At 69.9% G+C, this 24,045-nt stretch carries 26 protein-coding genes; 11 read left to right on the plus strand and 15 right to left on the minus strand.

Annotated elements, in window-relative coordinates; translation table 11 throughout:
- Window positions 1-99: 99 nt before the first annotated feature.
- The 4 genes from ABN273_RS19980 (at window position 100) to ABN273_RS19995 (ending at window position 5,240) form a co-directional block, all read left to right on the plus strand.
- On the plus strand, window positions 100-1,269 hold the full coding sequence (locus ABN273_RS19980) for a sensor histidine kinase (protein WP_349450436.1): 1,170 nt from the start codon (window positions 100-102) through the stop codon (window positions 1,267-1,269).
- 14 nt (window positions 1,270-1,283) lie between these two features.
- Window positions 1,284-1,934, plus strand: a complete 651-nt coding sequence (locus tag ABN273_RS19985; protein WP_349450437.1) for a response regulator — start codon at window positions 1,284-1,286, stop codon at window positions 1,932-1,934.
- An 80-nt stretch (window positions 1,935-2,014) separates the two neighbouring features.
- On the plus strand, window positions 2,015-2,761 hold the full coding sequence (locus ABN273_RS19990) for an ABC transporter ATP-binding protein (protein WP_349450438.1): 747 nt from the start codon (window positions 2,015-2,017) through the stop codon (window positions 2,759-2,761).
- 1 nt (window position 2,762) lies between these two features.
- Window positions 2,763-5,240, plus strand: coding sequence for an ABC transporter permease (locus tag ABN273_RS19995; RefSeq protein ID WP_349450439.1), 2,478 nt, complete (start codon window positions 2,763-2,765; stop codon window positions 5,238-5,240).
- Between the two features lie 109 nt (window positions 5,241-5,349).
- On the opposite strand, the gene ABN273_RS20000 is transcribed toward ABN273_RS19995, so the two are convergent.
- The 5 genes from ABN273_RS20000 to rph all read right to left on the minus strand — a co-directional run bounded on the left by ABN273_RS20000 (window position 5,350) and on the right by rph (window position 9,538).
- Window positions 5,350-5,619, minus strand: coding sequence for an SUKH-4 family immunity protein (locus tag ABN273_RS20000; protein WP_349450440.1), 270 nt, complete (start codon window positions 5,617-5,619; stop codon window positions 5,350-5,352).
- The gene (locus ABN273_RS20005; protein WP_349450441.1) at window positions 5,616-6,503 is read right to left on the minus strand and encodes a toxin glutamine deamidase domain-containing protein; all 888 of its coding nucleotides are present in this window, start codon (window positions 6,501-6,503) and stop codon (window positions 5,616-5,618) included. The genes ABN273_RS20000 and ABN273_RS20005 overlap by 4 nt, the downstream gene beginning before the upstream one ends.
- A gap of 77 nt (window positions 6,504-6,580) precedes the next feature.
- Window positions 6,581-8,185 carry a molybdopterin-dependent oxidoreductase gene (locus ABN273_RS20010; protein WP_349450442.1) on the minus strand — a complete coding sequence of 535 codons (1,605 nt, stop codon included), beginning with the start codon at window positions 8,183-8,185 and terminating at the stop codon, window positions 6,581-6,583.
- Window positions 8,186-8,231: 46 nt separating this feature from the next.
- Window positions 8,232-8,822, minus strand: coding sequence for an RdgB/HAM1 family non-canonical purine NTP pyrophosphatase (rdgB, locus tag ABN273_RS20015; RefSeq protein ID WP_349450443.1), 591 nt, complete (start codon window positions 8,820-8,822; stop codon window positions 8,232-8,234).
- On the minus strand, window positions 8,819-9,538 hold the full coding sequence (gene rph, locus ABN273_RS20020) for a ribonuclease PH (protein ID WP_349450444.1): 720 nt from the start codon (window positions 9,536-9,538) through the stop codon (window positions 8,819-8,821). The genes rdgB and rph overlap by 4 nt, the downstream gene beginning before the upstream one ends.
- A gap of 68 nt (window positions 9,539-9,606) precedes the next feature.
- On the opposite strand from rph, the gene ABN273_RS20025 reads away from it, so the two are divergent.
- A complete protein-coding gene (locus tag ABN273_RS20025; RefSeq protein WP_349450445.1) occupies window positions 9,607-10,845 on the plus strand; it encodes an MFS transporter in 1,239 nt (412 codons plus the stop codon).
- Here ABN273_RS20025 and ABN273_RS20030 read toward each other — a convergent pair.
- The 3 genes from ABN273_RS20030 to ABN273_RS20040 all read right to left on the minus strand — a co-directional run bounded on the left by ABN273_RS20030 (window position 10,830) and on the right by ABN273_RS20040 (window position 13,269).
- The gene (locus tag ABN273_RS20030) at window positions 10,830-11,582 is read right to left on the minus strand and encodes an MBL fold metallo-hydrolase (protein WP_349450446.1); all 753 of its coding nucleotides are present in this window, start codon (window positions 11,580-11,582) and stop codon (window positions 10,830-10,832) included. The genes ABN273_RS20025 and ABN273_RS20030 overlap by 16 nt on opposite strands.
- Window positions 11,579-12,418 (minus strand): glutamate racemase, encoded by an 840-nt coding sequence (murI, locus tag ABN273_RS20035; protein ID WP_349450447.1) that lies wholly within the window; start codon window positions 12,416-12,418, stop codon window positions 11,579-11,581. The genes ABN273_RS20030 and murI overlap by 4 nt, the downstream gene beginning before the upstream one ends.
- A 62-nt stretch (window positions 12,419-12,480) precedes the next feature.
- Complete coding sequence (locus tag ABN273_RS20040; protein WP_349450448.1) at window positions 12,481-13,269, minus strand: thioesterase family protein; 789 nt, start codon at window positions 13,267-13,269, stop codon at window positions 12,481-12,483.
- 107 nt (window positions 13,270-13,376) lie between these two features.
- On the opposite strand from ABN273_RS20040, the gene ABN273_RS20045 reads away from it, so the two are divergent.
- Both ABN273_RS20045 and ABN273_RS20050 read left to right on the plus strand, forming a co-directional pair.
- Window positions 13,377-13,703 (plus strand): hypothetical protein, encoded by a 327-nt coding sequence (locus tag ABN273_RS20045; protein ID WP_349450449.1) that lies wholly within the window; start codon window positions 13,377-13,379, stop codon window positions 13,701-13,703.
- 85 nt (window positions 13,704-13,788) lie between these two features.
- Entirely contained in the window at window positions 13,789-15,651 is a 1,863-nt protein-coding gene (locus ABN273_RS20050) for a hypothetical protein (RefSeq protein WP_349450663.1), read from the plus strand.
- Between the two features lie 50 nt (window positions 15,652-15,701).
- On the opposite strand, the gene ABN273_RS20055 is transcribed toward ABN273_RS20050, so the two are convergent.
- The 5 genes from ABN273_RS20055 to clpS all read right to left on the minus strand — a co-directional run bounded on the left by ABN273_RS20055 (window position 15,702) and on the right by clpS (window position 18,309).
- A complete protein-coding gene (locus ABN273_RS20055; RefSeq protein ID WP_349450450.1) occupies window positions 15,702-16,649 on the minus strand; it encodes a PLP-dependent cysteine synthase family protein in 948 nt (315 codons plus the stop codon).
- 1 nt (window position 16,650) lies between these two features.
- Window positions 16,651-16,923 carry a MoaD/ThiS family protein gene (locus tag ABN273_RS20060; protein ID WP_349450451.1) on the minus strand — a complete coding sequence of 91 codons (273 nt, stop codon included), beginning with the start codon at window positions 16,921-16,923 and terminating at the stop codon, window positions 16,651-16,653.
- A gap of 146 nt (window positions 16,924-17,069) precedes the next feature.
- Window positions 17,070-17,471, minus strand: coding sequence for a M67 family metallopeptidase (locus ABN273_RS20065; RefSeq protein WP_349450452.1), 402 nt, complete (start codon window positions 17,469-17,471; stop codon window positions 17,070-17,072).
- A gap of 9 nt (window positions 17,472-17,480) precedes the next feature.
- The gene (locus tag ABN273_RS20070; RefSeq protein WP_344987029.1) at window positions 17,481-18,005 is read right to left on the minus strand and encodes a DUF2017 domain-containing protein; all 525 of its coding nucleotides are present in this window, start codon (window positions 18,003-18,005) and stop codon (window positions 17,481-17,483) included.
- Window positions 18,006-18,015: 10 nt separating this feature from the next.
- Window positions 18,016-18,309, minus strand: coding sequence for an ATP-dependent Clp protease adapter ClpS (gene clpS, locus ABN273_RS20075; RefSeq protein ID WP_090935661.1), 294 nt, complete (start codon window positions 18,307-18,309; stop codon window positions 18,016-18,018).
- Between the two features lie 46 nt (window positions 18,310-18,355).
- Here clpS and ABN273_RS20080 point away from each other — a divergent pair, with 46 nt between their 5' ends.
- The 4 genes from ABN273_RS20080 (at window position 18,356) to ABN273_RS20095 (ending at window position 21,573) form a co-directional block, all read left to right on the plus strand.
- Window positions 18,356-19,639, plus strand: a complete 1,284-nt coding sequence (locus ABN273_RS20080; RefSeq protein WP_349450664.1) for a nicotinate phosphoribosyltransferase — start codon at window positions 18,356-18,358, stop codon at window positions 19,637-19,639.
- Window positions 19,640-19,654: 15 nt separating this feature from the next.
- Window positions 19,655-20,224 carry a nicotinamidase gene (locus ABN273_RS20085; protein ID WP_349450453.1) on the plus strand — a complete coding sequence of 190 codons (570 nt, stop codon included), beginning with the start codon at window positions 19,655-19,657 and terminating at the stop codon, window positions 20,222-20,224.
- 125 nt (window positions 20,225-20,349) lie between these two features.
- The gene (locus ABN273_RS20090) at window positions 20,350-20,874 is read left to right on the plus strand and encodes a hypothetical protein (RefSeq protein ID WP_349450454.1); all 525 of its coding nucleotides are present in this window, start codon (window positions 20,350-20,352) and stop codon (window positions 20,872-20,874) included.
- Between the two features lie 48 nt (window positions 20,875-20,922).
- The gene (locus ABN273_RS20095; protein WP_349450455.1) at window positions 20,923-21,573 is read left to right on the plus strand and encodes a class I SAM-dependent DNA methyltransferase; all 651 of its coding nucleotides are present in this window, start codon (window positions 20,923-20,925) and stop codon (window positions 21,571-21,573) included.
- Between the two features lie 2 nt (window positions 21,574-21,575).
- Here ABN273_RS20095 and ABN273_RS20100 read toward each other — a convergent pair whose 3' ends face one another.
- Entirely contained in the window at window positions 21,576-21,953 is a 378-nt protein-coding gene (locus ABN273_RS20100) for an STAS domain-containing protein (RefSeq protein WP_349450456.1), read from the minus strand.
- Between the two features lie 205 nt (window positions 21,954-22,158).
- Window positions 22,159-23,910: a DEAD/DEAH box helicase gene (locus ABN273_RS20105; protein WP_349450457.1), complete on the minus strand. Its 1,752-nt coding sequence runs from the start codon at window positions 23,908-23,910 to the stop codon at window positions 22,159-22,161.
- Window positions 23,911-24,045 lie beyond the last annotated feature (135 nt).

The following is a 24,045-nucleotide window of genomic DNA, read 5'->3' on the forward strand; positions in this document are numbered from 1 at the left end:
AGACCCAGGCTGGCCCCGTGCCATGTAAGACCTGGGTCGTAGGCGCACTTCCACCTCCAGGCGGAACAAGGGTCACGTGGAGGTACATATCGTGATGGTGTGTTCGGCAGCGTACGGGCGTGGTCAAGACGCCATGAGAAGCTGGCGGCCGCCCTCCGGGCGGGGCCGCTCGCCGCGCTGTGCGGCTTCCTGGCGATCCCGTACGCGACCATCGACCCTCCACTGACCAGCACGCACCTCGGCGTGGCCGGATACCTGGGCCTGTCGGCGGCGCTGCTGCTGCCGCTGCTGTGGCGTGAGCGGCCGATCGCCTCGTTCGCCGTCGTCGCGCTGGTCAGCTTCGGGCAGTGGTTGGCGGACGTCGCTCCGCTGCCCGCCAACCTCGCGGTGCTGATCGCGCTCTGGGCGGTGGCCTACCAGTGCTCGTTCCGCTGGGCGCTGGCCGCGTGCCTGGTGGCGGAGCTGGGGGTGTTCCTGGCGCTGGTCAACTGGGAGACGCCAACGTTCGGTATGTTCTTCAGCGGCTCGATCTTCGTGGTGACGGTCTGGCTGACCGGCCTGTACGCCAACACGCGCAGGCGATACCTCGAAGGGCTGGAGGAGCGCGCCGAGCGGGCCGAACGCGAGCGCGACCAGCAGGCGAGGATGGCGGCGGCGGCCGAGCGCGCGAGGATCGCCAGGGAGTTGCACGACGTCGTGGCACACAACGTCAGCGTGATGGTGGTGCAGGCCGACGGCGCGGGCTACGCCCTCGACAGCGATCCCGAGCAGGCGCGCCTGGCCGTCCGGGCCATCTCCAAGACGGGCCGCGCGGCCCTGGCCGAGATGCGCAGGCTCGTCGGCGTCCTGCGCGAGGACGAGGCGGCGATCATCGACTACACCCCGCAGCCCGGCCTCGGCCAGCTCGAAGAGCTGGTGCGCGGCTCGGCCGTGCCCGCCCGGCTGGAGGTCGGCGGGGTCCCGCGCGAGCTGCCCGAGGGCCAGCAGCTCGCGGTCTACCGCATCGTCCAGGAGGCCCTGACGAACGCCCTCAAACACGGCGGCCCCGGCGTGCGGGCGGTCGTGGAGATCGACTACAACGGCCCAGAGCTGGTCGTACGCGTGACCGACGACGGCAGGGGCGCGGCGGCGCCCAGGAGCCCCGACGGCCACGGCCTGATCGGCATGCGCGAGCGGGTCGGCATGTACGGCGGCGCCGTCTCGGCGGGTCCCCGCCAGGGCGGCGGCTTCGAGGTGCTGGCCAGGCTGCCCATGGTCAACGCGGCGTAGAGGAGGCGGCCGGGATGATTCGCGTGATGCTCGTCGACGACCAGGAGTTGCTGCGGGCCGGGTTCAGGATGGTGCTCGCGGCCCAGCCGGACATCGAGGTGGTGGCGGAGGCCGGAGACGGGCTCTCGGCGCTGGAGAAGCTCAAGACCACCGAGGTGGACGTCGTGCTCATGGACGTGCGCATGCCGCACATGGACGGCGTCGAGGCCACCAAGCGCGTCGACGGACCGAAGGTGCTGATCCTGACCACGTTCGACCTCGACGAGTACGCGTTCGCGGCGGTCAAGGCGGGTGCGGCCGGCTTCCTGCTGAAGGACGTGCCCACGGCCGACCTGATCAACGCGATCAAGGTCGTGCACGCGGGCGACGCCGTGGTGTCGCCGAGCACCTTGCGGCGGATGCTGGACAGGTTCGCCGCGCAGCTCCCGACGGGCGAGCCGGTGCCGGGGGCCGACCTGACGCCGCGCGAGCGGGAGGTGCTGCTCATGGTGGCCCGCGGCCTGTCCAACGCCGAGATCGCGGGCGGCCTCGAGGTGGCGGAGGCGACGGTGAAGACACATCTGGGGCGGGTGCTGGCCAAGCTGGGGCTGCGGGACCGGGCGCAGGTGGTGGTGTACGCGTACGAGGCCGGGCTGATCGTGCCGTCGCATCGGCCTAAAGTCTGATCGGCGTCATCCAGCGGCCTACACAAAGTCCATCCGCAGGACCCATAAATCCTGAAATTTCCACTCCTAGCGTGAAGCGCATGAATGTGACGCTCACCCAAGCCCCGCCCGCGGTGGTGGCCAGAGATCTCACCAAGGTGTACGGCCAGGGCGACGCCCAGGTGCACGCACTCCGCGCCGTGAACGTGTCCTTCGCCACGGGGGCGTTCACCGCCATCATGGGCCCGTCGGGCTCGGGCAAGTCCACGCTGATGCACTGCCTGGCCGGGCTGGACATCGCCACTTCGGGCACCGTGCACATCGGCGACGTGGAGCTCACCGGGCTGAGCGACCGGCAGCTCACACTGCTGCGGCGCGAGCGGATCGGCTTCGTCTTCCAGGCGTTCAACCTGCTGCCCACGCTCACCGCCGAGCAGAACATCCGGCTGCCGCTGGACATCGCCGCCCGCCAGGCGGACCAGCCGCTGTTCGACCGGGTCATCGAGACCGTGGGACTGAAGGACCGGCTCGCGCACAAGCCGAGCGAGCTGTCCGGCGGCCAGCAGCAGCGCGTGGCCGTGGCCAGGGCGCTGATCAGCAAGCCGCAGGTGATCTTCGCCGACGAGCCGACGGGCAACCTCGACTCCCGCAGCGGCGCGGAGGTCCTGTCCTTCCTGCGCACCTCCGTACGCGAGCTGGCCCAGACCATCGTCATGGTCACGCACGACCCGGTGGCCGCCTCGTACGCCGACCGGGTGGTGTTCCTGCGCGACGGCGAGCTGGTCACCGAGATCACCGCGCCCACGCCGCAGACCGTGCTGGACACCCTCGTGAAGCTGGAGGCGTGAGGTGCTGAAGACGGCACTGGCCGGGTTGCGCGCGCACAAGCTCCGGCTGCTGCTCACCGCACTGGCGATCACGCTCGGCGTGGGGTTCATCGCGGGCACGTTCGTGCTGAACGACACCGTGCAGGCCGGGTTCGCACAGCGCGTCACGGCCGACGCGGGCAAGGTGGACGTGGCCGTGCTGCCCAAGGGCCCGGACGCCGTGCTGCCCGAGCGGGTCCTGGAGCGCATACGCGCGCTGGACGGCGTGACCGAGGCGCAGGGCCTGATCCGCGCCGCCGCGCCCGTGCTCGGCAAGGACGGCAAGACCGCCGGGAACGCCCCCACCACCGCCCTGTCCATCATCCGTGGCCCGCTCGACCGCACCGACATCGTCTCGGGCACCGGTCCGGGCAGCGACGACCAGGCCGCCGTGCTCGACGAGAACACCGCCAAGGCCCAGGGTTTCCGGCTCGGCGACACGATCACCGTGCTCGACGGCAAGCAGCGCCGGCACCAGTTCAAGCTCGTCGGCCTGCTCGACCCGGGCGTGGACCAGGAGCTCTCCTACACCGGCGCGGTCGGCTTCACCGCGGCCACCGCGCAGCGGATGACCGGCGCGAAGGGTTACCGCGAGATCGACGTCGCGGGCACGGCTCCCGGGCTGAAGCAGGCCGTCGCGGCGGCGATCGGCGGCGCGTACGTGGTCAAGACCGGCGGCGAGCTGGCCGACGACCTGGCCAAGGCGGCCAGGGTGGACACCCGCATGTTCACGCTGGGCCTGCTGATGTTCGGCGTCGTGGCGATGATGGTGGCCGCGCTGGTCATCTACAACACCTTCAACATCCTCGTCGCCCAGCGCACCAGGGAGATGGCGCTGCTGCGGTGCATCGGCGCCACGCGCGGGCAGGTGTTCGGCTCGATCCTGCTGGAGTCCGCCGTGGTGGGCGCGCTCGCCTCCGCGCTCGGCCTGGTGATCGGGTACGGCCTGGCCTCGCTCACGCTGGCCGTCCTGGGCGCGCTCGACGCCCCGCTGCCCACGGACGCGGCCGTCACGCTGACCCCCGCCACGATCGCGGCCGGCCTGGCCGTCGGCATGGTGGTCACGGTGTGCGCGGCCCTGCTGCCCGCCAGGTCGGCCACCAGGGTCGCGCCGATCGCGGCACTGCGCAGCCAGGTCGAGGAGGAGAGGTTCCGTGGCGGCCTCCTGCGCGGTCTCTTCGCCGCGTTCTTCCTGATGGCGGGCCTGGCCACGACGTGCGTGGGCGTGTTCGTGCTCCAGCCCGGCGAGCAGATCTCGCTCTTCGTCGTGATGGCCGGGGGCGCGCTGACGTTCCTGGGGGTGTTGATCCTGGGCCCGGTGCTGGTCAAACCGCTGAGCGCGCTGATCGGCTGGATCCCGGCCAGGCTGTTCGGGGTGCCCGGGCGGCTGGCGGTGGACAACTCGGGGCGCAACCCGAGACGGGCCGCGACCACCACCATCGCGCTGACCATCGGCGTGACGCTCATGACGCTGATCTCCGTGGTCACCGCCTCCACCAGGCTGACGATGACGGCCAAGCTCGACGACAAGTTCCCGGTCGACTACATGGTGGCCGGCCAGTCCCGCGACCCGGTCGTCCCCAGGTCCGTCGCGACGCAGTTGCGCGGCAGGCCCGAGCTGGCGGCCGTGGCCCAGATCCGCCAGGCAAAGGCCACCGTCGCAGGCAGGCGGCTCGAGGTCGGCACGTTCAGCGGCCCGATCACCCCGGACGTCACCACCGGCTCCATGAAGGGCTTCGGGGCCGGGCAGGCGGCGGTGGCCGACAATCTCGGCATGCGGCTCGGCGAGTCGATATCGCTCAAGACGCCGAAGGCCGGGACGGTCTCGCTGAAGGTGGTCGCGGTGCTCGACGGGGGTCAGTCGTCGCTGCCGCCCGTCACGGTGGCGGAGACCGCGTTCGACACGTACTTCGGGTCGTTGCCCGACTCCTACCTCATGGTCAACATCAACGACGGCGTGCCGCCCGAGCAGGCCCGCAAGGTGGTGGACGCCGCCGTCGCGGCCTATCCGGCCGTGCGGGTGACGAGCTCGACGGAGGTACGCGGCCAGTTCGACGAGACGCTGGACATGCTGCTCATGATCATCACTGGGCTGCTGGGGCTGGCGATCCTGATCTCGCTGCTGGGCATCGCGAACACGCTCTCCCTGTCGGTCCACGAGCGGACCAGGGAGTCGGCGCTGCTGCGGGCCCTGGGCCTGACCAGGCCGCAACTGCGGCGGATGTTGTCGATCGAGGCGCTGGTGCTCGGGCTGATCGGGGCGCTGGTGGGCGTCGTGCTCGGAGGCGCCTTCGGCTGGGCCGCGATCAGGGCGATGCTGGACGGCGCCGTCTTCTCCGTACCTGTCGGTCAGATCGGGCTCTTCGTGGTGCTGTCGGGGGTGGCCGGGGTGCTGGCCGCCGCGCTTCCGGCTCGCCGCGCGGCACGTGCTTCGATCGTCGGCTCCCTCGCCACCGGCTGATCCGCACGAATAGCCCTGCAACCGAATAAAACCGAAATCTGCGGAAAGAGGGAGCACGGTTGGTCGGGCGTCTCATGGGGGCGACGCCCGGCCTTCTCCACGCGGGACGTCAGCGGGGCGTGCGGCCGGGCCAGAGATCGGCGATCGTCTCCGGGTCGAGGAGCGGCCGGGCCACCACCTCGCCCGTGGCGCGGTCGATCACGATGCACCCGCCCCCGATCGTCTCCGGCAGTGTCGCCGGATCGTCGAGATCGAGATCGCGCACCCAGGCGACATAGCCATCGTGGAACCCGTACACCCCCACCGGCACCGCCTCGTCGTGCGCCCGCACCCCGTTGAAATACTCCTCGGCTATCGCCCGGGCCTGGTCCAGGTTCATCGCGGCCGCCCCTGCCGGTCGAGTATCACGCAGAACACCCCGGTCACCGTCGTGTACGGCGGCTCGACGGACATGTGCCCCCGCTGAGCGTCGATCCAGATCACCTCGCCGTCGGCGTTGACCGCGTTCCAGGCGTGGGAGCCGCCGCCGGGCCAGCGCACCACGAGGACGGCGCTCCCCCCGTGACCCGCGTCGAGCAGCCGCCGCACGATCATCGGGTAGCCGTGCCGCCCCTGCCCCGCGTACTGGAAGCGCTGCCCCACCCACTGCTCGATCCTGGCCAGGCTGCCCTGCTCGCCGGTCAGCAAGGGCCGGCCGATCCCGTCGTACTCGGGAAATCTGGGGGCGGCCGTCGCGGGCTCGCCGTGCCAGGTGGACAGGACGGCCAGCGCGCAGTCGGCGGCGTTGGAGGCCCTGAACGGGTCGTCGGCCGGCCCGCCGCCGTTGACCAGCCGCACCCAGGTGCCGCGCGGGTCGGGAAAGCGGTCGCCTGGCCGCAGCGCCTCGGCGAGGTCCCGCTCGACCTGCGGGTCGGGCTGCGCGAGCCCGCCCGGCACCCCGTACGGCCTGGAGCCGGCGAGCCTGGGCGGCCGGTGCGGCCGGTCGAACCAGTCCGCCTCATCGGCGTCGCGACGGCCGGCTCGGAACTCGCCGTCACGCAGGAGAGCGTCATACACAGGATTGGCCTCCAAGGTGGACGGGACCTCCGGAGAGGTGCCGTCCCGCGCGGTGACGGCACCGGTCTCGGCGGCGCGCTCGTAGTCGAGCCACCGCACCCCCTCCGCCACCAGGGGGTTGTAGTGCCCGTCTCGGACGCTCGGCTTGCGCTCGCGGAACACGGCCTGCCTCCTGTCATGCTCGACGACCGATCGTAGAGGCGTCACCGTGACAGGGAGGGGAAGTCGGCAAGATTCTCCGCAGGAACCACCCGCCGTACCTGCAGAAGCAGGGACAAGTGGGGTCAGGCCACCTGCACCGTAATGGTGTGCCAGCCGGTCGCGCCGTCCGGCGCGGGCGGGGCCTCCTGCTCGGTCTGGGTACGCCCGGCGGCGTCGGTCGCCCGCACCTGGATCGTGTGCCGCCCGGGAGCGGCGTCCCAGTCGATCGACCACTGCCGCCAGGTGTCGGGCCCGGGCACCTGGGCGAGTCTCGCCTGCCGCCACTGTCCGCCGTCGACCCGTACCTCCACGGCGTCCACGCCGGTGTGCTGGGCCCACGCCACCCCGGCGATCGTGGTGCGCCCCGCCTTCAGGGAATCGCCCGGCTTGGGCACGTCGATCCGGGACTGGGTCTTGATGGGGCCCTTGGCCGCCCAGCCGCGCGGCGTCCAGTACGCCTCGTCCTGGTCGAACCTGGTCACCTTGAGGTCCACGACCCACTTGGTGGCCGACACGTACCCGTACAGGCCAGGCACCACCTGGCGCACGGGGAAGCCGTGGTCCACGGGGAGCGCCTCGCCGTTCATCGCGATCGCGAACAGCGCCTCGCGGCCGTCCATGACCACGTCGACCGGGGTGCCGCAGGTGAAGCCGTCGGCCGAGGTGGACAGGAGCATGTCGGCGCCGGACTGGAGCCCGGCCTTGCGCAGCACCTCGGCCATGCGGACGCCGAGCCAGCGGGCATTGCCGACGTACTCGCCGCCGACCTCGTTGGAGACGCAGGTGAGCGTGACGTCCGCCTCGGTGAGCGGCATCCCCAGCAGGTCCGCGTACGTAAGCTCCACCGGCCGGTCGACCATGCCGTGGATGCGCAGCTTCCAGTCGTTGGGATCCACCTGGGGGACGATGAGCGCGGTGTCCACCCTGTAGAAGTCCTGATTTTTCGTGATGAACGATGACAAGCCGTTGATGCGGAGGTCGGCACCGGCCGGAATGGGCTTGGCCGGAGTCGCCGGCTCGGGCACGGCCAGTCTCACCCGCGCGGCATCCACCACCCGCCGATCCCCGAGCACCTGCCCGAGCACGGCGCCCCCGAACGCGACCGCCGCCCCTCCGGCGGCTCCGGTCAGCAACCGGCGCCGGTCGAACCCTCGCAGGTCCGCCCCGGCCAGCATCACCGCAGGCCGCTCCGCGCCGGCCGCGCTGCGGTCATCGCCGGTGGCGTGGGCTGACGAGGGCGAAGCGCCCGCCACTCGCCGTCTCAGCCACCAGAGCGTCCAGGCACCGGCCGCCGTCCCGAGGATGGTCGGCAGCGCGTCCGGCACCTCGGCGTCCGGCCGGGTCAGCACCGCCAGCAGGCCGATCGCCCCGAACGCGGCCAACCCCGCGAAGCCGTAGGCGAGCCTGCGCACGGCCAGCACCCCGATGAGGGGCGCGACCCCGCCGAGCACCACCAGCACCACGCCCACGATGAGGACCGTCTTGTCGCTCTCGCCGAACGTCCTGATCGCGAACTCTTTGACCGGAGCCGGCGCGAGATCGACCGTCGCATCGCCCACGGCCAGCGCGGGAGACGTCTCGGGCCCGACGAACGCGGCCGCGAGCTGTGCGATGCCGAGGGCCACGCCCCCGGCCACCAACCCCATCAGGGCCCGCGCCCAGGCGGGCGCCACCGAGTTACTCTGCACGATTCGACGCTACGCCGCCCGGCCCCGCGCGGTTCTTACGCGGTGGTTACGAGCTGAGCAGCTCCCGCACGAGGGGCGCCAGCGCGCGGAAGGCCCGCCCCCGGTGGCTGATCGCGTCCTTCTCATCCGGCGACATCTCGGCCGTCGTGCGCTCCTCGCCGTCGGGCACGAAGATCGGGTCATACCCGAACCCGTTGGACCCCCGCGGCGAGGTGACGAGGTGGCCCGGCAGCGTGCCCTCCACCACCCGGCTCTCCCCCGACGGCAGCGCCAGCGCGGCGGCGCAGGCGAAGTGGGCGCTCAGCTTGCCGGCGGGCACGTCGGACACCTGCGCGAGCAGCAGGTCGAGGTTGGCCTGGTCGTCGCCGTGCCGCCCCGACCAGCGGGCGGAGAAGACGCCCGGCATGCCGGCCAGCACGTCGACGCAGAGCCCCGAGTCGTCCGCGACCGCGGGCAGCCCCGAGCCCTGGGCGACGGCGTGCGCCTTGAGCAGCGCGTTCTCCTCGAAGGTGAGCCCGGTCTCGGCGACCTCACCGATCGAGGGGAACTCGTCGAGCCCCACGATGTCGAACCCGGCCAGGATGCGGCGCAGCTCCGCGATCTTGCCCGCGTTGCGGGTGGCCAGCACGATCTTCATGAGCCCAGGGCCTCCTGCTGGATCAACGTGAGCTCCTCGCAGCCGGTCACGGCCAGGTCGAGGAGCTGGTCGAGGGCCGAGCGGTCGAACGGGGCGCCCTCGGCGGTCCCCTGCACCTCGACGAAGCTGCCCTCTCCGGTCATCACGACGTTCATGTCGGTCTCCGCGGCCACGTCTTCGGTGTAGCAGAGGTCGAGCATCGGCACGGAGCCGACCACGCCGACGGAGACGGCCGCGACCGAGCCGATCAGCGGGTCGCCCGGGCACATCCGGCGCTCGCGCATCCAGGCGACGGCGTCGGCGAGCGCGACGTAGGCGCCGGTGATCGCGGCGGTCCTGGTGCCGCCGTCGGCCTGCAGCACGTCGCAGTCGAGCAGGATGGAGTTTTCCCCCAGCGCCTTGTAATCGACGCAGGCCCGCAGCGAACGCCCGATCAACCGGGAAATCTCGTGAGTCCTGCCACCGATTTTGCCGCGGACCGATTCGCGATCGTTGCGAGTATTGGTCGCCCTGGGCAACATGGCGTATTCGGCCGTAACCCAGCCCTGGCCGCTGCCTCTGCGCCACCGGGGCACGCTGTCCTGGACCGAGGCCGCGCACAACACCCGCGTGTTGCCGAATTCGACCAGCACCGACCCTTCGGCATGAGCCAGCCAATGCCTGGTGACCGTAATCGGGCGGAGCTGGTCAGGGTTGCGGCCATCCTGTCTGGACATGCAGATCACCCTATCTCCGCGCCACGACACTCTTGACCAAATGTGTCCGCCACATGGATCCTTACGCAATGACAACGGGGGTGTTGCGAAACCCTGACTTCCTCCGGTTCCTCAGTTCGCATGTAGCGGACGAACTCGGGGCGAATATCTCACGAGTGGCGCTCCCGCTGGTGGCCGTGCTCGCGCTGCACGCCGGCCCGGCGGAGGTCGGCGCGCTCTCAGCGCTGCAGACGACGGCGTTCCTGCTGATCGGCCTGCCCGCGGGGGTGTGGGTCGACAGGATGCGCAAGCGCCGCGTGATGATGGCCACCGACTTCGCCAGATTTCTGCTGCTCGGCAGCATCCCGCTGGCGGCCCAGCTGGGGCTGCTGTCGATCGGCATGATGTTCGTGGTCGCGCTGCTGGCGGGCGCGAGCCAGGTCTTCAACGACGTGGCCGACCAGACGTACCTGCCGGAGCTGGTCGGCACCGGGCAGCTCAGCGACGGCAACTCGAAGCTGGAGGTCGTCCGCTCGGGCGCGTTCCTGGCGGGGCCGAGCATCGGGGGCGTGCTGGTGCAGCTGCTCGGGGCGCCGTCCACGCTGGCGGCCACCGCGCTCGGCTCGCTCTCCTCGGTGCTCTTCCTGGGCTTGATCAAGGTGCCCGACAAGCCTCCCGCGGTCACCGAGCGCACCTCGCTGGTGCGCGGCATCAGAGAAGGCCTCGCGTACGTGTGGCAGGACGGGCTGATGCGCATGTTCGTGGCCTCCACGGCGGCCGTCAACCTGTGCGTCAGCGCCGTGCTCGGCCTGTCGGTCTTATTCCTGGCCGACGAGGTCGGGCTGCCCCCCGGCGTCGTCGGCGTGCTGCTCATGACCGGCGGCATCGGCGGCCTGATCGGCGGCTTAACCGGCGGCTGGCTGTCCAGGCGGTACGGCACGGCCAGGATGACCTGGCTGGCCGTCAGCGTGGCCTCGCCCTTCGGCCTCCTGTTACCCATGACGCAGGCCGACTGGCGAGTGGTGTGCTTCGCGATCACCTCGATGGCGCTCTCTTGGAGCGCGACACTGACGAACGTGGGCCAGGTCACCTACCGGCAGACCGTGACCCCCGAGCACCTTCTGGGCCGGGTCAACGCGTCGGTGCGGTTCATGGTCTGGGGAATCATGCCGCTGGGCGCGCTGCTCGGCGGGCTCCTCGCCCAGCAGATCGGCGTGCGGGAGGCCCTGTGGGTGATCATGACGGGCAGGCTGCTGGCGTTCCTTCCGCTGCTGTTCTCCCCGCTCCCCCGACTGCGGGACTTCAACGAGCTTCAGGCCAGGTCGTAAACCGCGCCGCTGCGGGCCAGCTCGATCGGGCCCGTGAAGCCTCCTCCCGCCGCCTGCTCCAGCACCGTGCCCTGGTCGTTCCACGGGACGAGATGAGTGAGCACGAGCCGGCCGACGCCGGCCTTGGCGGCGTGCTCAGCGGCCTGGCGACCGGTCAGGTGCAGGTCGGGAGGCAGGTCTGGGCCCTCGACGAACGACGCCTCGCACAGCATCAGGTCGGCGCCCGCGGCCAGCTTCACCAGCTCGCCGGACTCGCCGGTGTCACCGGAGTACGCCACGCACCTGCCGCCGTGGGACACGCGGAAGCCGTACGCCTCGACCGGGTGGTTGACCAGCCCCGCGGTCAGCGTGAACGGGCCGATCTCGAAGGAGCCCGGCGCCAGCGGCACGAACTCGAAGGCGGTCTCCATGCCCGGCTCGTCCGGCATCCCGTACGCGGCCGAGAGCCGGCCCGGCGCGTCGGCGGGCGCGTAGACGGGCACCAGGGGGTACGGCGCCTCGGGCCCGTACGTGCGGACCACGTGGTAGCCGCACAGGTCGAGACAGTGGTCGGCATGCAGATGGGACAGGCAGACCGCGTCCACGTCGTACAGGCCGATGTGGCGCTGGAGCGCACCGAGCGACCCGCTGCCGAAGTCGAGCAACATCCTGAACCCCTCCGCCTCGAGGAGGTAGCAGGACGCGGGGCTGTCGGGCCCGGGGAAGCTGCCCGAGCACCCGACGATGGTCACCTTCATGTGGGCTCCTTTTCCGCGTCACGGCCGTTAGAGGTAGTACCCCCCACTGGTGCGACTTCGACCACGTCGATCTCCGGGCCCAGGAAGCGCCGCCCGAGCCGGGCGAAGAGCAGGGAGTCGCCGGTGGCCAGGAAGCGGTGCCGGGGGGTGGCCTCGCCTCCCGCCGCCAGATCGCGGTCGTGCAGGATCCGGTAGACGTCCTTGGCCGTCTCCTCGGCGCTGGAGACCAGCGTGACCCCGTCACCCACGACGTAGGAGATCGCGCCGGTGAGCAGCGGGTAGTGGGTGCAGCCGAGGATGAGGGTGTCGCAGCCCGCGGCCCTGATGGGCTCCAGGTACTCGCGCACGACCTCGATGAGCTCGTCGCTCATCGTCTCCCCTCGTTCGACGTACTCCACCAGGCGTGGGGCGGCCACGGCGGTGAGGAGCACGTCGGGCGCCGCGGTGAAGGCGTCGTGGTAGGCCATGGAGTCGATGGTGGCCCTGGTGGCGATCACGCCGACCCTGCCGGTGCGGGTGGCTCGCACCGCGCGCCTGGTGGCGGGCTGGATCACCTCGACGACCGGCACGTCGTAGCGTTCGCGCGCGTCGCGCAGCACGGCCGAGCTGGCGCTGTTGCACGCGATCACCAGCATCTTGACGCCGTCCTCGACGAGGTGGTCCATCACCTCCAGGGCGTAGGCGCGGAGCTCCGCGATGCGTTTCGGCCCGTACGGCTGGCGGGCCGTGTCGGCCACATACGTAATCGACTCGTAGGGCAGCTGGTCGATGATCGCGCGAGCGACCGTCAGGCCGCCGACCCCGCTGTCGAAGATCCCAATACTCGTGTCCGGCACGCTCTAGAGGGTAGGCGACCTGGGCGATCAACTCTGCGTAAGAATCCTCACATTCGTGGCTGTCAGCCTCTCCCGACCCTGGCCAGCTGGCGCGACTGGGCCACGAGACGGCCGGCGGAGTCGCGTACCTCGACCTCCTCGTCGAACCAGCCGTCCGAGATCAGCCGGCCGCTGCCGAGCAGCGTGAGCCAGCCGGGCGCGGGCAGCGCGCGCAGGTGCCAGGTGAGCTCCACCGTCGGCGCCCAGCCCCGCGCGCCCGCGGAGAACACCACGGGCGGCAGCGCGTCGACGGCAAGCGCCAGCACGTACGGGTCCGGGTCCTGGGGTTCGGTCATCCTGAAGTACGCCCGCGACTCCGGCCTGCCGGTCGGCCTGCCCTTCAGCCAGCCGATGGTGGGCGGGTCGAAGAGCAGCTCCATCTGGGCGTTCAGGGTCATGCCCGACTCGGGCTTGGGGTCGGGGAGCTTGACGCACTCGTCACGGCTGGGCATGTCGTCCGCCGGTTGCTCGTAGACCGGCTCGGCCTCGTTCAGCGTGGCCGTCGTGATCAGGCCCTCGATGTGCGCCATGCCGTCCTGGACGAGTGTGGCCCTGGCGAACGCGGCCGTCCTGCCTGCCTTGAGCGGCTCGATCCTGACCTGCGCGGGGCCTGCGATCGGCGCTTTCAGGAACTGCGCGGTCGTGCTCACCGGGTGCTCGAACGGAGAGGCGTCCACCGCCGCGCGGAGCATCACGGCCATCAGGTAGCCGCCGTTGAGCGGTCCGCCGATCGCGTACCTGGGATCGAGACACACGTCGTACGTGCCCTCGTCGACCTTGATCGCCTGCGTCGCCTCGTCGAACTTGGTCATCCACGCCTGCCTCAAGTCCAGAACACTATTCTGGTGGCATACTCTAGTGCATCCCCTTATCAGCGCGCCTACCTGCGAAAACGTGATTCGGCTGAGAAAGTTCGATCATGTCGAGTGTCACCGAACTCATCGGTCAGTCCGTTTGGGACTCCAATGGGATGTGGGTCGGCCACGTGGTGGACATCCGCGTGGTCAAGCACAAAGGGGAGCTGCAGCAGAGCCACACCGTCTACGGACTCGTCGTCTCAAGCCTGCGCGCACCGCTGCTGCTCGGCCTCACCCGCGAGCGCGCGGACCGCCCGGAATGGCTCTCCCGGATTTTGTCCCGCCTGGCCTATGCGGGCTGCACGTTCGTGCCATGGTCGGCCATCGCGGAGTACGGCGGCGGCGAGGTCCACATCAGCACGCTGAGAAAGGAGCTCACCCGGGTCTGAATATCACTTCAGCACATTGCAAGCGCCCGTCTAGCAACATCAGCTAACTTCTTTGGGGTCCAATGTCCACATTGTGAGTTGAGTGATGTCTGCGAATAATCCCCCCTACGGCCAGGATCCTAACCGGACCACGGCGTACAACTGGAACCAGGGGCAGCAGCCGGAGAACCCCCCGCTGAGCTCCGGCCAGCCGTACCCGCCGCAGCAGCAGCCCTACGGCCAGCAGGAGACGTACGGGCAGCAGGCGTCCTCCGGCCAGCAGCAGCAGCCGTACAGCCCCCAGTCGGCCTACGGGCAGCAGCCTTCCTACGGCGCCCCTTACGGCCAGGGCGGCCAGCAGGGCCAGCAGAATTGGCAGCAGGGCCAGCAGCAGGCGCAGGGTGGCTGGCAGCAAGAGCAGCAAGGTTGGCAGCAGGGCCAGGGCTGGCAGCAGGAACAGCAGGGTTGGCAGCAGGACCAGCACGGCCAGGGCGGCTGGCAGCAGCAGGGGCCCGAGGGCTTCGGCCCCGCGGAGCCGGCCAAGAAGGGCCGTAAGACGTGGATCATCGCCGCGGCCGGGGCGCTCGCGGTGATCCTGCTCGGCGGCGGCGCGGTGTGGGCCGTGGGAGCCATCGGCGGGGGCGGCACGCAGCCGAACGAGGTCCTGCCCGCCAACTCGATCGCCTACGTTCGGCTCGACATGGACCCGGCCGCGAACCAGAAGGTGGCGCTGTTCGAGCTGGCCAGGAAGTTCACGGTCACCAAGGACTCCTTCACCGGCGAGGACCCGCGCAAGGCGGTGTTCGACATGTTCAACAAGGGCAACGAGGCCAAGCTCGACTTCGCCAAGGACGTCGATCCCTGGCTGGGCAGCAGGCTCGGCTTCGCGGCCGTGCCGTCAGGCAAGGAGGAGCCCGACTTCGCGCTGGCCATCCAGGTCGAGGACGAGGCGCAGGCCAAGGCCGGCATCGCCAAGATGATGAAGGGCGACAAGTACGGCATCGCCTTCCGCGAGGACTACGCGCTGATCAGCTCCACCCAGCAGCTGGCCGACAAGTTCGCGCAGGCCGACACCAGCCTGGCTGACAACACCGAGTTCAACGACGACATGGGCGCGATCGGCGAGCAGGGCGTGCTGTCGTTCTGGGCCAGCATGGGCGGGCTCATGGAGCTGGCCAAGAAGGAGATCCCGGCCGAGCAGGCCGCCGCCGTCGAGCAGATAAAGAACGCCAGATGGGCCGGCGCGCTGCGCTTCGACAGCGCGTACGTCGAGCTCGCCGGTCTCGTGCGGGGCATGAAGGGCACGGCGCCCGAGGGTGACCTGCCCAAGGCCGAGCTGGGCACGCTGCCCGCCAGCACGGCGGGCGCCCTGTCGGTCTCCGGTCTCGACCAGATCGTCACCAAGCAGTGGGCTGAGATCCAGAAGCAGGCCGCGGCGACCGGCGGCGCGCAGGTCCAGCAGTTCATCCAGCAGGCTCAGAGCCAGCTCGGCCTGCAGCTGCCCGGCGATCTCGCCACGGTCCTGGGCAAGAACTTCACGATCGCGGTGGACAGCCAGGGCCTGAGCAGCAACCAGATCAAGGGCGGCGTGCGCGTCGTCACCGACCCGGCCAAGGCGCAGGCCATCGTCGACAAGGTCCAGCAGGCGATGTCCCGGGGCCAGGGCGGGCCGCAGATCGCCAAGGTCAAGGGCGACGGCGTCTTCACGGTCGCGACGACGGACGAGTACGCCAAGCAGCTGGCGGGTGAGGGCACGCTCGGCGACTCGGAGACGTTCCAGACGGCGGTCGCCAACGCCGATGACGCCAACTACGCGGTCTTCGTGGACCTGGACAAGATCGAGAACCTCTACCTCAAGTCCATGCAGGGCGACGCCAAGGCCAACGCGCAGGTGCTGCGGGCCATCGGGATGAGCGGCAGCGTGACCGACACCGAGTCGACGTTCTCGCTGCGGGTCCTGGTCAACTGACGGCGAAGAGAAGGCGGCCGGTCATCGGACCGGCCGCCTTCTTCGTTGCTTCAGGCCCAGAGCTGGCCTTCGAGGCGCTCTTCCGCCTCATCCAAGGTGCCCTCGTAGGCACCCGTGGACAGGTATTTCCAGCCGCCGTCGGCCACGACGAACACGATGTCGGCGCGCTCGTCCGCCTTGACCGCCTTCTTGGCCACCCCCAGCGCCGCGTGCAGCGCCGCGCCGGTCGAGACCCCGGCGAAGATGCCCTCTGCGGCGAGCAGCTCCCGCGTGCGCCGCAGCGCGTCGGCCGAGCCCACGGAGAAGCGGGTGGTCAACACGGACTCGTCGTAGAGCTCGGGGATGAAGCCCTCGTCCACGTTGCGCAGCCCGTACACGAGCTCGCCGTAACGCGGCTCGGCCGCGACGATCTGCACGCCCGGCACCCGCTCGCGCAGGAACCGCCCGACTCCCATCAGCGTCCCCGTGGTGCCGAGACCGGCCACGAAGTGGGTGACGGTGGGCAGGTCCTCTAGGATCTCCGGGCCGGTGGTCTCGTAGTGTGAGCGCCAGTTGGCCGGGTTTCCGTACTGGTAGAGCATCACCCAGGAGGGATTCTGGGCCGACAGCTCCTTGGCCACGCGTACGGCCTCGTTGGAACCGCCCGCGGCCGGCGAGGAGATGATCTCCGCGCCCCACATGCGCAGCAGCTGGCGGCGCTCCTCCGAGGTGTTCTCCGGCATCACGCAGATCAGCTTGTAGCCCTTGAGCTTGGCCGACATCGCGAGCGAGATGCCGGTGTTGCCGCTGGTGGGCTCGAGGATCGTGCAGCCCGGCGTGAGCCTGCCGTCCTTCTCGGCCTCCTGGATCATCCAGAGGGCGGGCCTGTCCTTGATCGACCCGGTCGGGTTGCGGTCTTCGAGCTTGGCCCAGATCCGCACGTCGGCGGAGGGCGACAACCGCGGCAGACCGACGAGCGGCGTGCGGCCGACCGAGTCGATCAGCGAATCGAAGCGCATGTCACCCGCCGGCGACGGCAGGCAGCACGGTCACCGTGTCGCCGTCGGACAGCGGCGTGCCGAGGCCGCCCAGGAAGCGCACGTCCTCGTCGTTCAGGTAGACGTTGACGAAGCGGCGCAGGCTGCCCTCGTCGACCAGGCGGTCCTTGATGCCGGGGTGGCGCGACTCAAGATTGCTGATCAGCTCTTCGAGGGTGGCGCCCTCGGCATCGACGGCCTTGGCGCCGCCGGTGTAATTACGCAGGATGGTCGGAATGCGAACTTCGATGGCCATCGCGCTCAGTCTCCTCAGGTCAGGTCGTCCCATCGGCAGCAACACCGACGGCTTGGTGGGGATTCCGGGGATTCAGCGCGGACGACAGTCGTACACGACGACAGCCGGAGTGTGCGCGAAGAGGAAGCTCTGCACCGGCCTGACCATCATGGGAGAAACCTTACCTCTTCCTCCGTAATCACACCGTCGAGGATCCGGTACGAGCGGAACTCGACCTTGTCCTCGTCCCGCGTGGAGACCAGGACGTAGTGGGCGTCCGGTTCGGAGGCGTAGGACACGTCGGTGCGCGACGGGTACGCCTCGGTGGCGGTGTGGGAGTGGTAGATCACGACGGGCTCCTCGTCGCGGTCGTCCATCTCGCGCCAGACGCGCAGCTGCTCCATGGAGTCGAAGCGGTAGAAGGTGGGCGAGCGCTCGGCGTTCTCCATCGGGATGAACCGCTCGGGAACGCCGTTCTTGCCCGCGATGACGCCGCACGCCTCATCGGGGTGGTCGGCGCGGGCATGGGCGACGATCTTGTCAACCAGTTCCTGCGAGATCGACAGCATGCCCGGAAATTACCAGAGCGCGCGGACCAGGCTGTCCTGGAGGTAGGTCAGCCAGTCGTAGGTGACGTAGGCCGGATAACGCGGATCGTCCTCGGACATCATGGCGATCTCGTCGTGGACCTCCTCGGTCACGTCGAGCTTGGTGCCGAGCGTGAGGCGCACGTCGTTGAGCGAGCGCAGCCACGCCTGGGCCTGCTCGGGCGTGAGCTCGGCGCGGCCCGACTTGGCGGTGTCGAAGACGGTCTGGGCGTCGGCCCGCTTGCCGTCGCGCAGCGTGGCCTCGGTGTAGCGGCGGAACTCCGCCGACTCCTGCTCGTCCTCGTACGCCGACGGGAACAGCCTGGCCAGCACCGGGTCGGACGGCGCCTCGCCCCCTCCGATGCCCAGCGCCCGCTCCAACGGGTCGTCGCTGGTCTGCCCCGGCTCCACGATGCCCAGCATCATCGAGACGAGCGAGCGCAGGAGCGAGACCTCGGCGGCCTCGAACTCCGCGATGACGCCGCCACCCTTGCCCGGTGAGAAACCCGATGTCACCCGTGCCGCCTTACTTGACCGAGTCCGGCTGGAGCGTCGCCCACAGGCCGTAGGAGTGGAGAATCTGCACATCGCGTTCCATCTCTTCCCGCGTGCCACTGGACACGACGGCCTTGCCCTTGTGATGAACGTCCAGCATGAGTTTCTCGGCCTTCTCCTTCGTGTAGCCGAAGACCGTTTGGAAGACATAGGTCACGTAGGACATGAGGTTGACGGGGTCGTTCCAGACGATGGTCACCCATGGCAGATCGGGTCGGACGTCCGATGACGGACGCTCAACGGCGATTGGAGCGGTGCTACCCACATCCCCGAGTCTGCCCTATCTGGGCCGTAGTCTTCGAGTCGTGACAATGACCATGAGCACTGCGTTGCTCACAGATCACTATGAGCTGACGATGCTCCAGGCGGCCCTGCGCAGTGGGGCCGCACACAGACGCGCCGTTTTCGAGGTTTTCGCCAGACATCTACCAGGTGGCCGGCGCTACGGGGTTGTCGCTGGTACGGGACGTGTCCTGGACGAGCTGGAACACTTCCGTTTCAGTGAGGAAGAACTTACCTATCTGCGCAAGAACCACGTCGTCGACGACACCACTCTGGCGTTTCTGGCCGATTACCGGTTTTCCGGGAACATCTACGGCTACCGCGAGGGAGACCTCTACTTCCCCGCCTCTCCCATCATGATCGTGGAGGGCACCTTCGCGGAGGCCGTGCTGCTGGAGACCCTCACCCTGTCGATTCTCAACCACGACTGCGCCATCGCCTCCGCCGCCTCCCGCATGACCAACGCCGCGGGCAAGCGGCCGATCATCGAGATGGGCTCGCGCCGCACGCACGAGGGCGCCGCCGTGGCCGCCGCCCGGGCCGCGTACATCTCCGGGTTCGCCTCCACCTCCAACCTGATGGCCGGGCACGTGTACGGCGTCCCCACGGCCGGCACGGCGGCGCACGCGTTCACCTTGCTGCACGATTCGGAGAAGGACGCGTTCGAGGCCCAGATCGCCTCGCTCGGCCGTGGGACGACGCTGCTGGTGGACACGTACGACGTGGCCGAGGCGGTGCGCACGGCCGTCGAGCTGGCCGGGCCCGACCTGGGCGCGGTCCGCATCGACTCGGGCGACCTGGCCGCCGCCGCGCAGGAGGTGCGTGAGCAGCTCGACGCGCTCGGCGCCTTCAACACCCGCATCCTGGTCACCTCCGACCTGGACGAGTACGCCATCGCCGCGCTCGCCGCCGCCCCCGTGGACGGCTACGGCGTCGGCACCTCTCTCGTGACCGGGTCAGGCGTCCCCACGGCGGCCCTGGTGTACAAGCTGGTGGCGCGGGAGACGGCCACGGGCAGGCTGGAGGCCGTCGCCAAGCGCTCGGTGGGCAAGCCGTCGCGTGGGGGCCGCAAGCAGGCGTACCGGCTGCTGGACGAGGCGGGCCACGTGGAGACCGAGCTGATCACCACCGGCGGCCTGGTCCCCGAGAGCGGCATCCCCCTGCTGCACGAGCTGGTGCGCGACGGCGAGGTCGTGGGCAGGGAGCCCCTGTCCGCGACCCGCGAGCGCCACGCGCAGGCCGTCTCCAGCCTCCCCCTGGAGGCCCTCCACCTCGGCAGGGGGTACGCGGCGATCCCCACGGAATTCGCCTGACGTATGGTGCTGGGTATGGGGACCGCGTTGATCATCGTCGATGTGCAGAACGACTTCTGCGAGGGCGGCAGCCTGCCCGTGGCGGGGGGCTCGGAGGTGGCGGCGGCGATCACCCGTCACGTGTCCGAGCACGGCTATGACCACGTGGTGGCCACCCGCGACTATCACATCTCCCCCGGCGCCCACTTCTCCGGCTCGCCCGACTATGTCGCGACGTGGCCCCCACACTGCGTGGCCAGCACCCCGGGAGCGGACTTCCACCCGTCGTTCGACGTGTCGGGCGTGGAGGAGGTCTTCAGCAAGGGCTCCTACGCGGCGGCGTACAGCGGTTTCGAGGGCACGTCCGGCGACGGCGTGTCACTGGCCGAGTGGCTCAGGCAACGCGGGGTGCACGAGGTCGACGTGGTGGGGATCGCCACGGACCACTGCGTGCGCGCCACGGCGCTCGACGCGGCGCGTAACGGGCTGGCGGTGCGGGTGCTGCTGGACCTGACGGCAGGCGTGGCCCAGCCGACGACGGAGGCGGCGCTGGCGGAGCTGAAGGACGCGGGCGCCACCCTCCTGGGGGCGCCCATCGTGGGTTGATCGGCTAAACAGCACTACTGATCACGAAGCGTATGCGATAGGCAACGCTGAGGTCATGTGATATCCATGAGGGCGAACCCTCTCCGGAGCCGTAGTAATACGGAGAGTCACATACTCCTTTTCGTGTGAGGTCTTTCATGCTGGCCCTCTCCCTGGGCGTGGCCTGGCTCGTGCTCGGCCCCCTGTGCCTGTGGCTGCTCGTGAGGGGTCGCGCCGTCGAGCGGGTGGCCGCGGTCGTGGCGCTGGCGCTGCTGGAGGGCGGCACGATCGCCATGGCCGCCATCCATCCGGCCACGCCCGCCGCCCGTGCCGTCGCGGCGCACGTCGAGCCGCCCTGCGACGAGCGCGTGCCGGTGCCTCGGTCCGCGAGGGCGGGGCGCGAGATCGTGCTGACCTGGGCGGCGGTCCCGCACGAGTGCAGGGCGGCCGAGGCCGTCGTGCGCACCAAGGGGCGGAAGATGGCGGTCTGGCTGTACGAGGGGCCGAGCATCGGCCGGCGCGTCTCCGTGCTCGCGGTGCGTCGCCGGCGCGCGTTCACGCTGCCCGTGAACGTCAAGAGCGGTATGGCGACCGTCAAGGTTCCAATACACGGGAAGTCGGGTTATGTCCTGACCGATGGGCACACGGGGCGATGTATCCCGCAGCACTGATCTGCTGGCGTTCATCCGGGGCTGACGGCTGGGCTAGGGTCATCCGTCGTGACCGAGCCGGACTTCCTGCGCGCCACCCGCGCCTCATACGACGCCATAGCCACCGACTACGCCGGGCTCTTCCGCGCGGAGTTGGCGGGCAAGCCGCTGGACCGGGCGATGTTCGCCGCGTTCGCGGAGCTCGTACGGGGCTCGGGTCCCGTGGCGGACGTGGGCTCGGGTCCGGGGCAGGTCACCGCGCACCTGCACGGCCTCCGGCTGGACGTGTTCGGCGTGGACCTGTCGCCCGAGATGGTCGCGCTGGCCCGGCGGACGCATCCCGGCCTGCGGTTCGAGGAGGGCTCGATGCTCGACCTCGACCTGCCCGACGGGGCGCTGGGCGGCCTCGTCGCCAACTACTCGATCATCCACATCCCCCTGGAGCTGCTGCCCGACGTGTTCGCCGAGTTCTGCCGGGTGCTGGCTCCAGGGGCATACGCGCTGGTCGTGTTCCAGGTCGGCGACGAGTCGGGGCACAGGACGGAGGCGTTCGGACATGAGATCTCGCTGGACTTCCACCGGCGCCGCCCCGACCAGATCGCCGAGCTGATGACCAAGGCCGGGCTCGTCATGCACGCCACGCTCGTACGGGAGCCCGGGGAGGGGACGAGCGAGCCGACGCAACAGGCCCTGCTCCTGGCCCGCAAGCCGCCCGCCTGAGCTCAGGTCTTGGCCACCGCCAGCCGCAACGCGTCGTCGAGCCGGGCGAAGACCTCGAACGCGTGCCGCAGCCCGGTGATCGACAACACCCTGGCCATGACCCCCTGGACCCCGCCGAGCAGCAGCCTGGTCCCCCTGGCCTCGCACTTCTGCAGGACGCCGACGAGCTCGTTCATCCCCATCGAGTCGCAGAACCGCAGCTCCCCCAGATCCAGGATCAGGAAGGGTCTCGGGGGCAGGTCCCAGATGGGCTCCATGTGCTCGCGCAGCACCGGCAGCGCGTAGACGTCGAGCTCGCCCTCGAGCCTGACGATGACTGCGTTTCGGGTGAGGCCGGAAGTGACGCTCAACGTCGGCTTTCTGGTGGCCTCAGACGACATGGGCAAAGTCCTTCTGCGTATCCCGAGACAAGCCAAGAGTGGTTCTTGCCGTTTCGGTCGAGTTTCTAACAAGAGGGCATGGTTCTGTGGCCAAATGCACAGAGTTACGGAGCGTAGCAAGGACCGGTTTGCCGGGATTTGCGCGGGGGTGGCACGACGAAGGTCGTCCACCACCCGGACGGCGAGCGCGGGAAGAAGCGGCGGGCTAGCGGCGCTGGGTGGCCCAGCGGCGGATCATGTCGATCCGCTCCTGGATCTGCTCCGCCGTCGCCTGCGCGATCGGCGGGCCGCCGCACGAGCGGCGCAGCTCCGAGTGGATGACGCCGTGCGGCTGACCCGTGCGGTGGTTCCACGCGCCCACCAGGCCGTTGAGCTCGCGCCTCAGCTCCGCGATCTGCTCGTGCGGCGCCAGGGTCTCCCGCGGCTGCTCCTCCGCCTGCTTGCGCTTGGCCGCCTGCTGGTCGGACTGCCGCTTGCGCAGCAGCGTCGCCACCTGGTCGGGCTCGAGCAGCCCCGGCAGGCCGATGAAGTCCTCCTCCTCGGCCGAGCCGACCTCCGCGCCCGTGCCGAACTCGCCCCCGTCGAACAGCACCCGGTCGAACGTGGCCGACGTCTCCATCGTCTCGAACGGGAGCTCGTCGCCCAGGACGTCGGGATTGTCCTTCTGGCGGTTGGCCTGCTCGAGAAGGCTGTCGTCGAGGCCGTCCTCCGGCGGCCGCTTGTTGAGGACGTGGTCGCGCTCCACCTCCATCTCGTTGGCCAGCCCCATGAGGGTGGGCACCGAGGGGAGGAAGACCGAGGCCATCTCACCGCGTTTGCGGGCGCGCACGAAGCGGCCCACGGCCTGGGCGAAGAAGAGCGGGGTCGAGGTGGAGGTGGCGTAGACGCCCACGCACAGGCGGGGGATGTCGACGCCCTCCGACACCATGCGCACGGCCACCAGCCAGCGGTCCTCCGAGGCCGCGAACTGCTTGATCTTCTTCGACGCCCCGGGGTCGTCGGAGAGCACGACCGTGGCGCCCTCGCCGGTGATGTTGCGCAGGTGGCGGGCGTAGGCCCGGGCGGTCTCGTGGTCGGTGGCGATGACCAGGCCGCCCGCGTCGGGCACGCCCCTGCGCACCTCTGTGAGACGGCGGTCGGCGGCCTGCATGACCTGGCGGATCCAGTCGCCCTTCGGGTCGAGCGCGGCCCGCCACGCCTGCGAGAGCTGGTCCTTGGTGAGCGGGGTGCCGAGCGTCGCGGCGATCTCGTCGCCCGCCCGGGTGCGCCACTTCATCTCGCCGGAGTAGGCCAGGAAGATGACCGGGCGCACGACCCCGTCGTCGAGCGCGGGACCATAGCCGTAGGAGTAGTCGGCGACGCTGCGCTTGAGGCCCTCGCCGTCCTCCTCGTAGGCGACGAAGGGGATCGGGTTGTCGTCGGACCTGAACGGGGTGCCGGTGAGCTGGAGGCGGCGGGTGGCGGGCTCGAACGCCTCGCGCACGCCGTCGCCCCACGACTTGGCGTCGCCCGCGTGGTGGATCTCGTCGAAGATCACCAGCGTCTTGCGCGCCTCCGTGCGTGCCCTGTGCAGCGCGGGGTGCATGGCGATCTGCGCGTACGTCACCGCGACGCCCGTGTAGTCGCGCGAGGTGGCGCCCTGGCTGTTCTTGAACTCGGGGTCGATGGCGATGCCGACCCGCCCGGCGGCGTCCGCCCACTGACGCTTGAGGTGCTCGGTGGGCGTGACGATGGTGACCGCTCTGATCACCCCGTTGGCGAGCAGCTCGCTGGCGATCCGCAGGGCGTAGGTCGTCTTCCCCGCGCCCGGCGTCGCCACGGTGAGGAAGTCACGCGGCTCGCGCCTGAAATAGAGGTCGAACGCCTCCTGCTGCCAGGCACGCAGTTTGGGCGCGGTGCCCCACGCGGCTCGGTCTGGATAGGAAGGCGAAAGGTGGGACGCGGCGAAGGTGCTCACCGCATCACCTCTGGGGTTCGTGTGCTTCGCTTTCTCACAGTGACCCAAGGGTAATCGGGCCCACCGACAAGACGTGCCGTGAGCCGAGGATTCTGGCCAAGGTCATCTCCACGTGCTAGGGCTGGCGGACAAGAA

Origin of the sequence: Nonomuraea sp. B19D2, assembly GCF_040137845.1 — a bacterium.
Lineage (GTDB): Bacteria > Actinomycetota > Actinomycetes > Streptosporangiales > Streptosporangiaceae > Nonomuraea.

Excerpts from the sequence above, each read along its gene's own strand:
- ABN273_RS19985 (WP_349450437.1), top strand. The coding sequence starts at position 1,284 with ATGATTCGCGTGATGCTCGTCGACGACCAGGAGTTGCTGCGGGCCGGG.
- ABN273_RS19990 (WP_349450438.1), top strand. The coding sequence starts at position 2,015 with ATGAATGTGACGCTCACCCAAGCCCCGCCCGCGGTGGTGGCCAGAGAT.
- ABN273_RS20000 (WP_349450440.1), bottom strand. The coding sequence starts at position 5,619 with ATGAACCTGGACCAGGCCCGGGCGATAGCCGAGGAGTATTTCAACGGG.
- rdgB (WP_349450443.1), bottom strand. The coding sequence starts at position 8,822 with ATGAAGATCGTGCTGGCCACCCGCAACGCGGGCAAGATCGCGGAGCTG.
- rph (WP_349450444.1), bottom strand. The coding sequence starts at position 9,538 with ATGTCCAGACAGGATGGCCGCAACCCTGACCAGCTCCGCCCGATTACG.
- ABN273_RS20025 (WP_349450445.1), top strand. The coding sequence starts at position 9,607 with ATGACAACGGGGGTGTTGCGAAACCCTGACTTCCTCCGGTTCCTCAGT.
- ABN273_RS20030 (WP_349450446.1), bottom strand. The coding sequence starts at position 11,582 with ATGAAGGTGACCATCGTCGGGTGCTCGGGCAGCTTCCCCGGGCCCGAC.
- ABN273_RS20040 (WP_349450448.1), bottom strand. The coding sequence starts at position 13,269 with ATGACCAAGTTCGACGAGGCGACGCAGGCGATCAAGGTCGACGAGGGC.
- ABN273_RS20045 (WP_349450449.1), top strand. The coding sequence starts at position 13,377 with ATGTCGAGTGTCACCGAACTCATCGGTCAGTCCGTTTGGGACTCCAAT.
- ABN273_RS20050 (WP_349450663.1), top strand. The coding sequence starts at position 13,789 with ATGTCTGCGAATAATCCCCCCTACGGCCAGGATCCTAACCGGACCACG.
- ABN273_RS20055 (WP_349450450.1), bottom strand. The coding sequence starts at position 16,649 with ATGCGCTTCGATTCGCTGATCGACTCGGTCGGCCGCACGCCGCTCGTC.
- ABN273_RS20060 (WP_349450451.1), bottom strand. The coding sequence starts at position 16,923 with ATGGCCATCGAAGTTCGCATTCCGACCATCCTGCGTAATTACACCGGC.
- ABN273_RS20065 (WP_349450452.1), bottom strand. The coding sequence starts at position 17,471 with ATGCTGTCGATCTCGCAGGAACTGGTTGACAAGATCGTCGCCCATGCC.
- ABN273_RS20080 (WP_349450664.1), top strand. The coding sequence starts at position 18,356 with ATGACCATGAGCACTGCGTTGCTCACAGATCACTATGAGCTGACGATG.
- ABN273_RS20085 (WP_349450453.1), top strand. The coding sequence starts at position 19,655 with ATGGGGACCGCGTTGATCATCGTCGATGTGCAGAACGACTTCTGCGAG.
- ABN273_RS20100 (WP_349450456.1), bottom strand. The coding sequence starts at position 21,953 with ATGTCGTCTGAGGCCACCAGAAAGCCGACGTTGAGCGTCACTTCCGGC.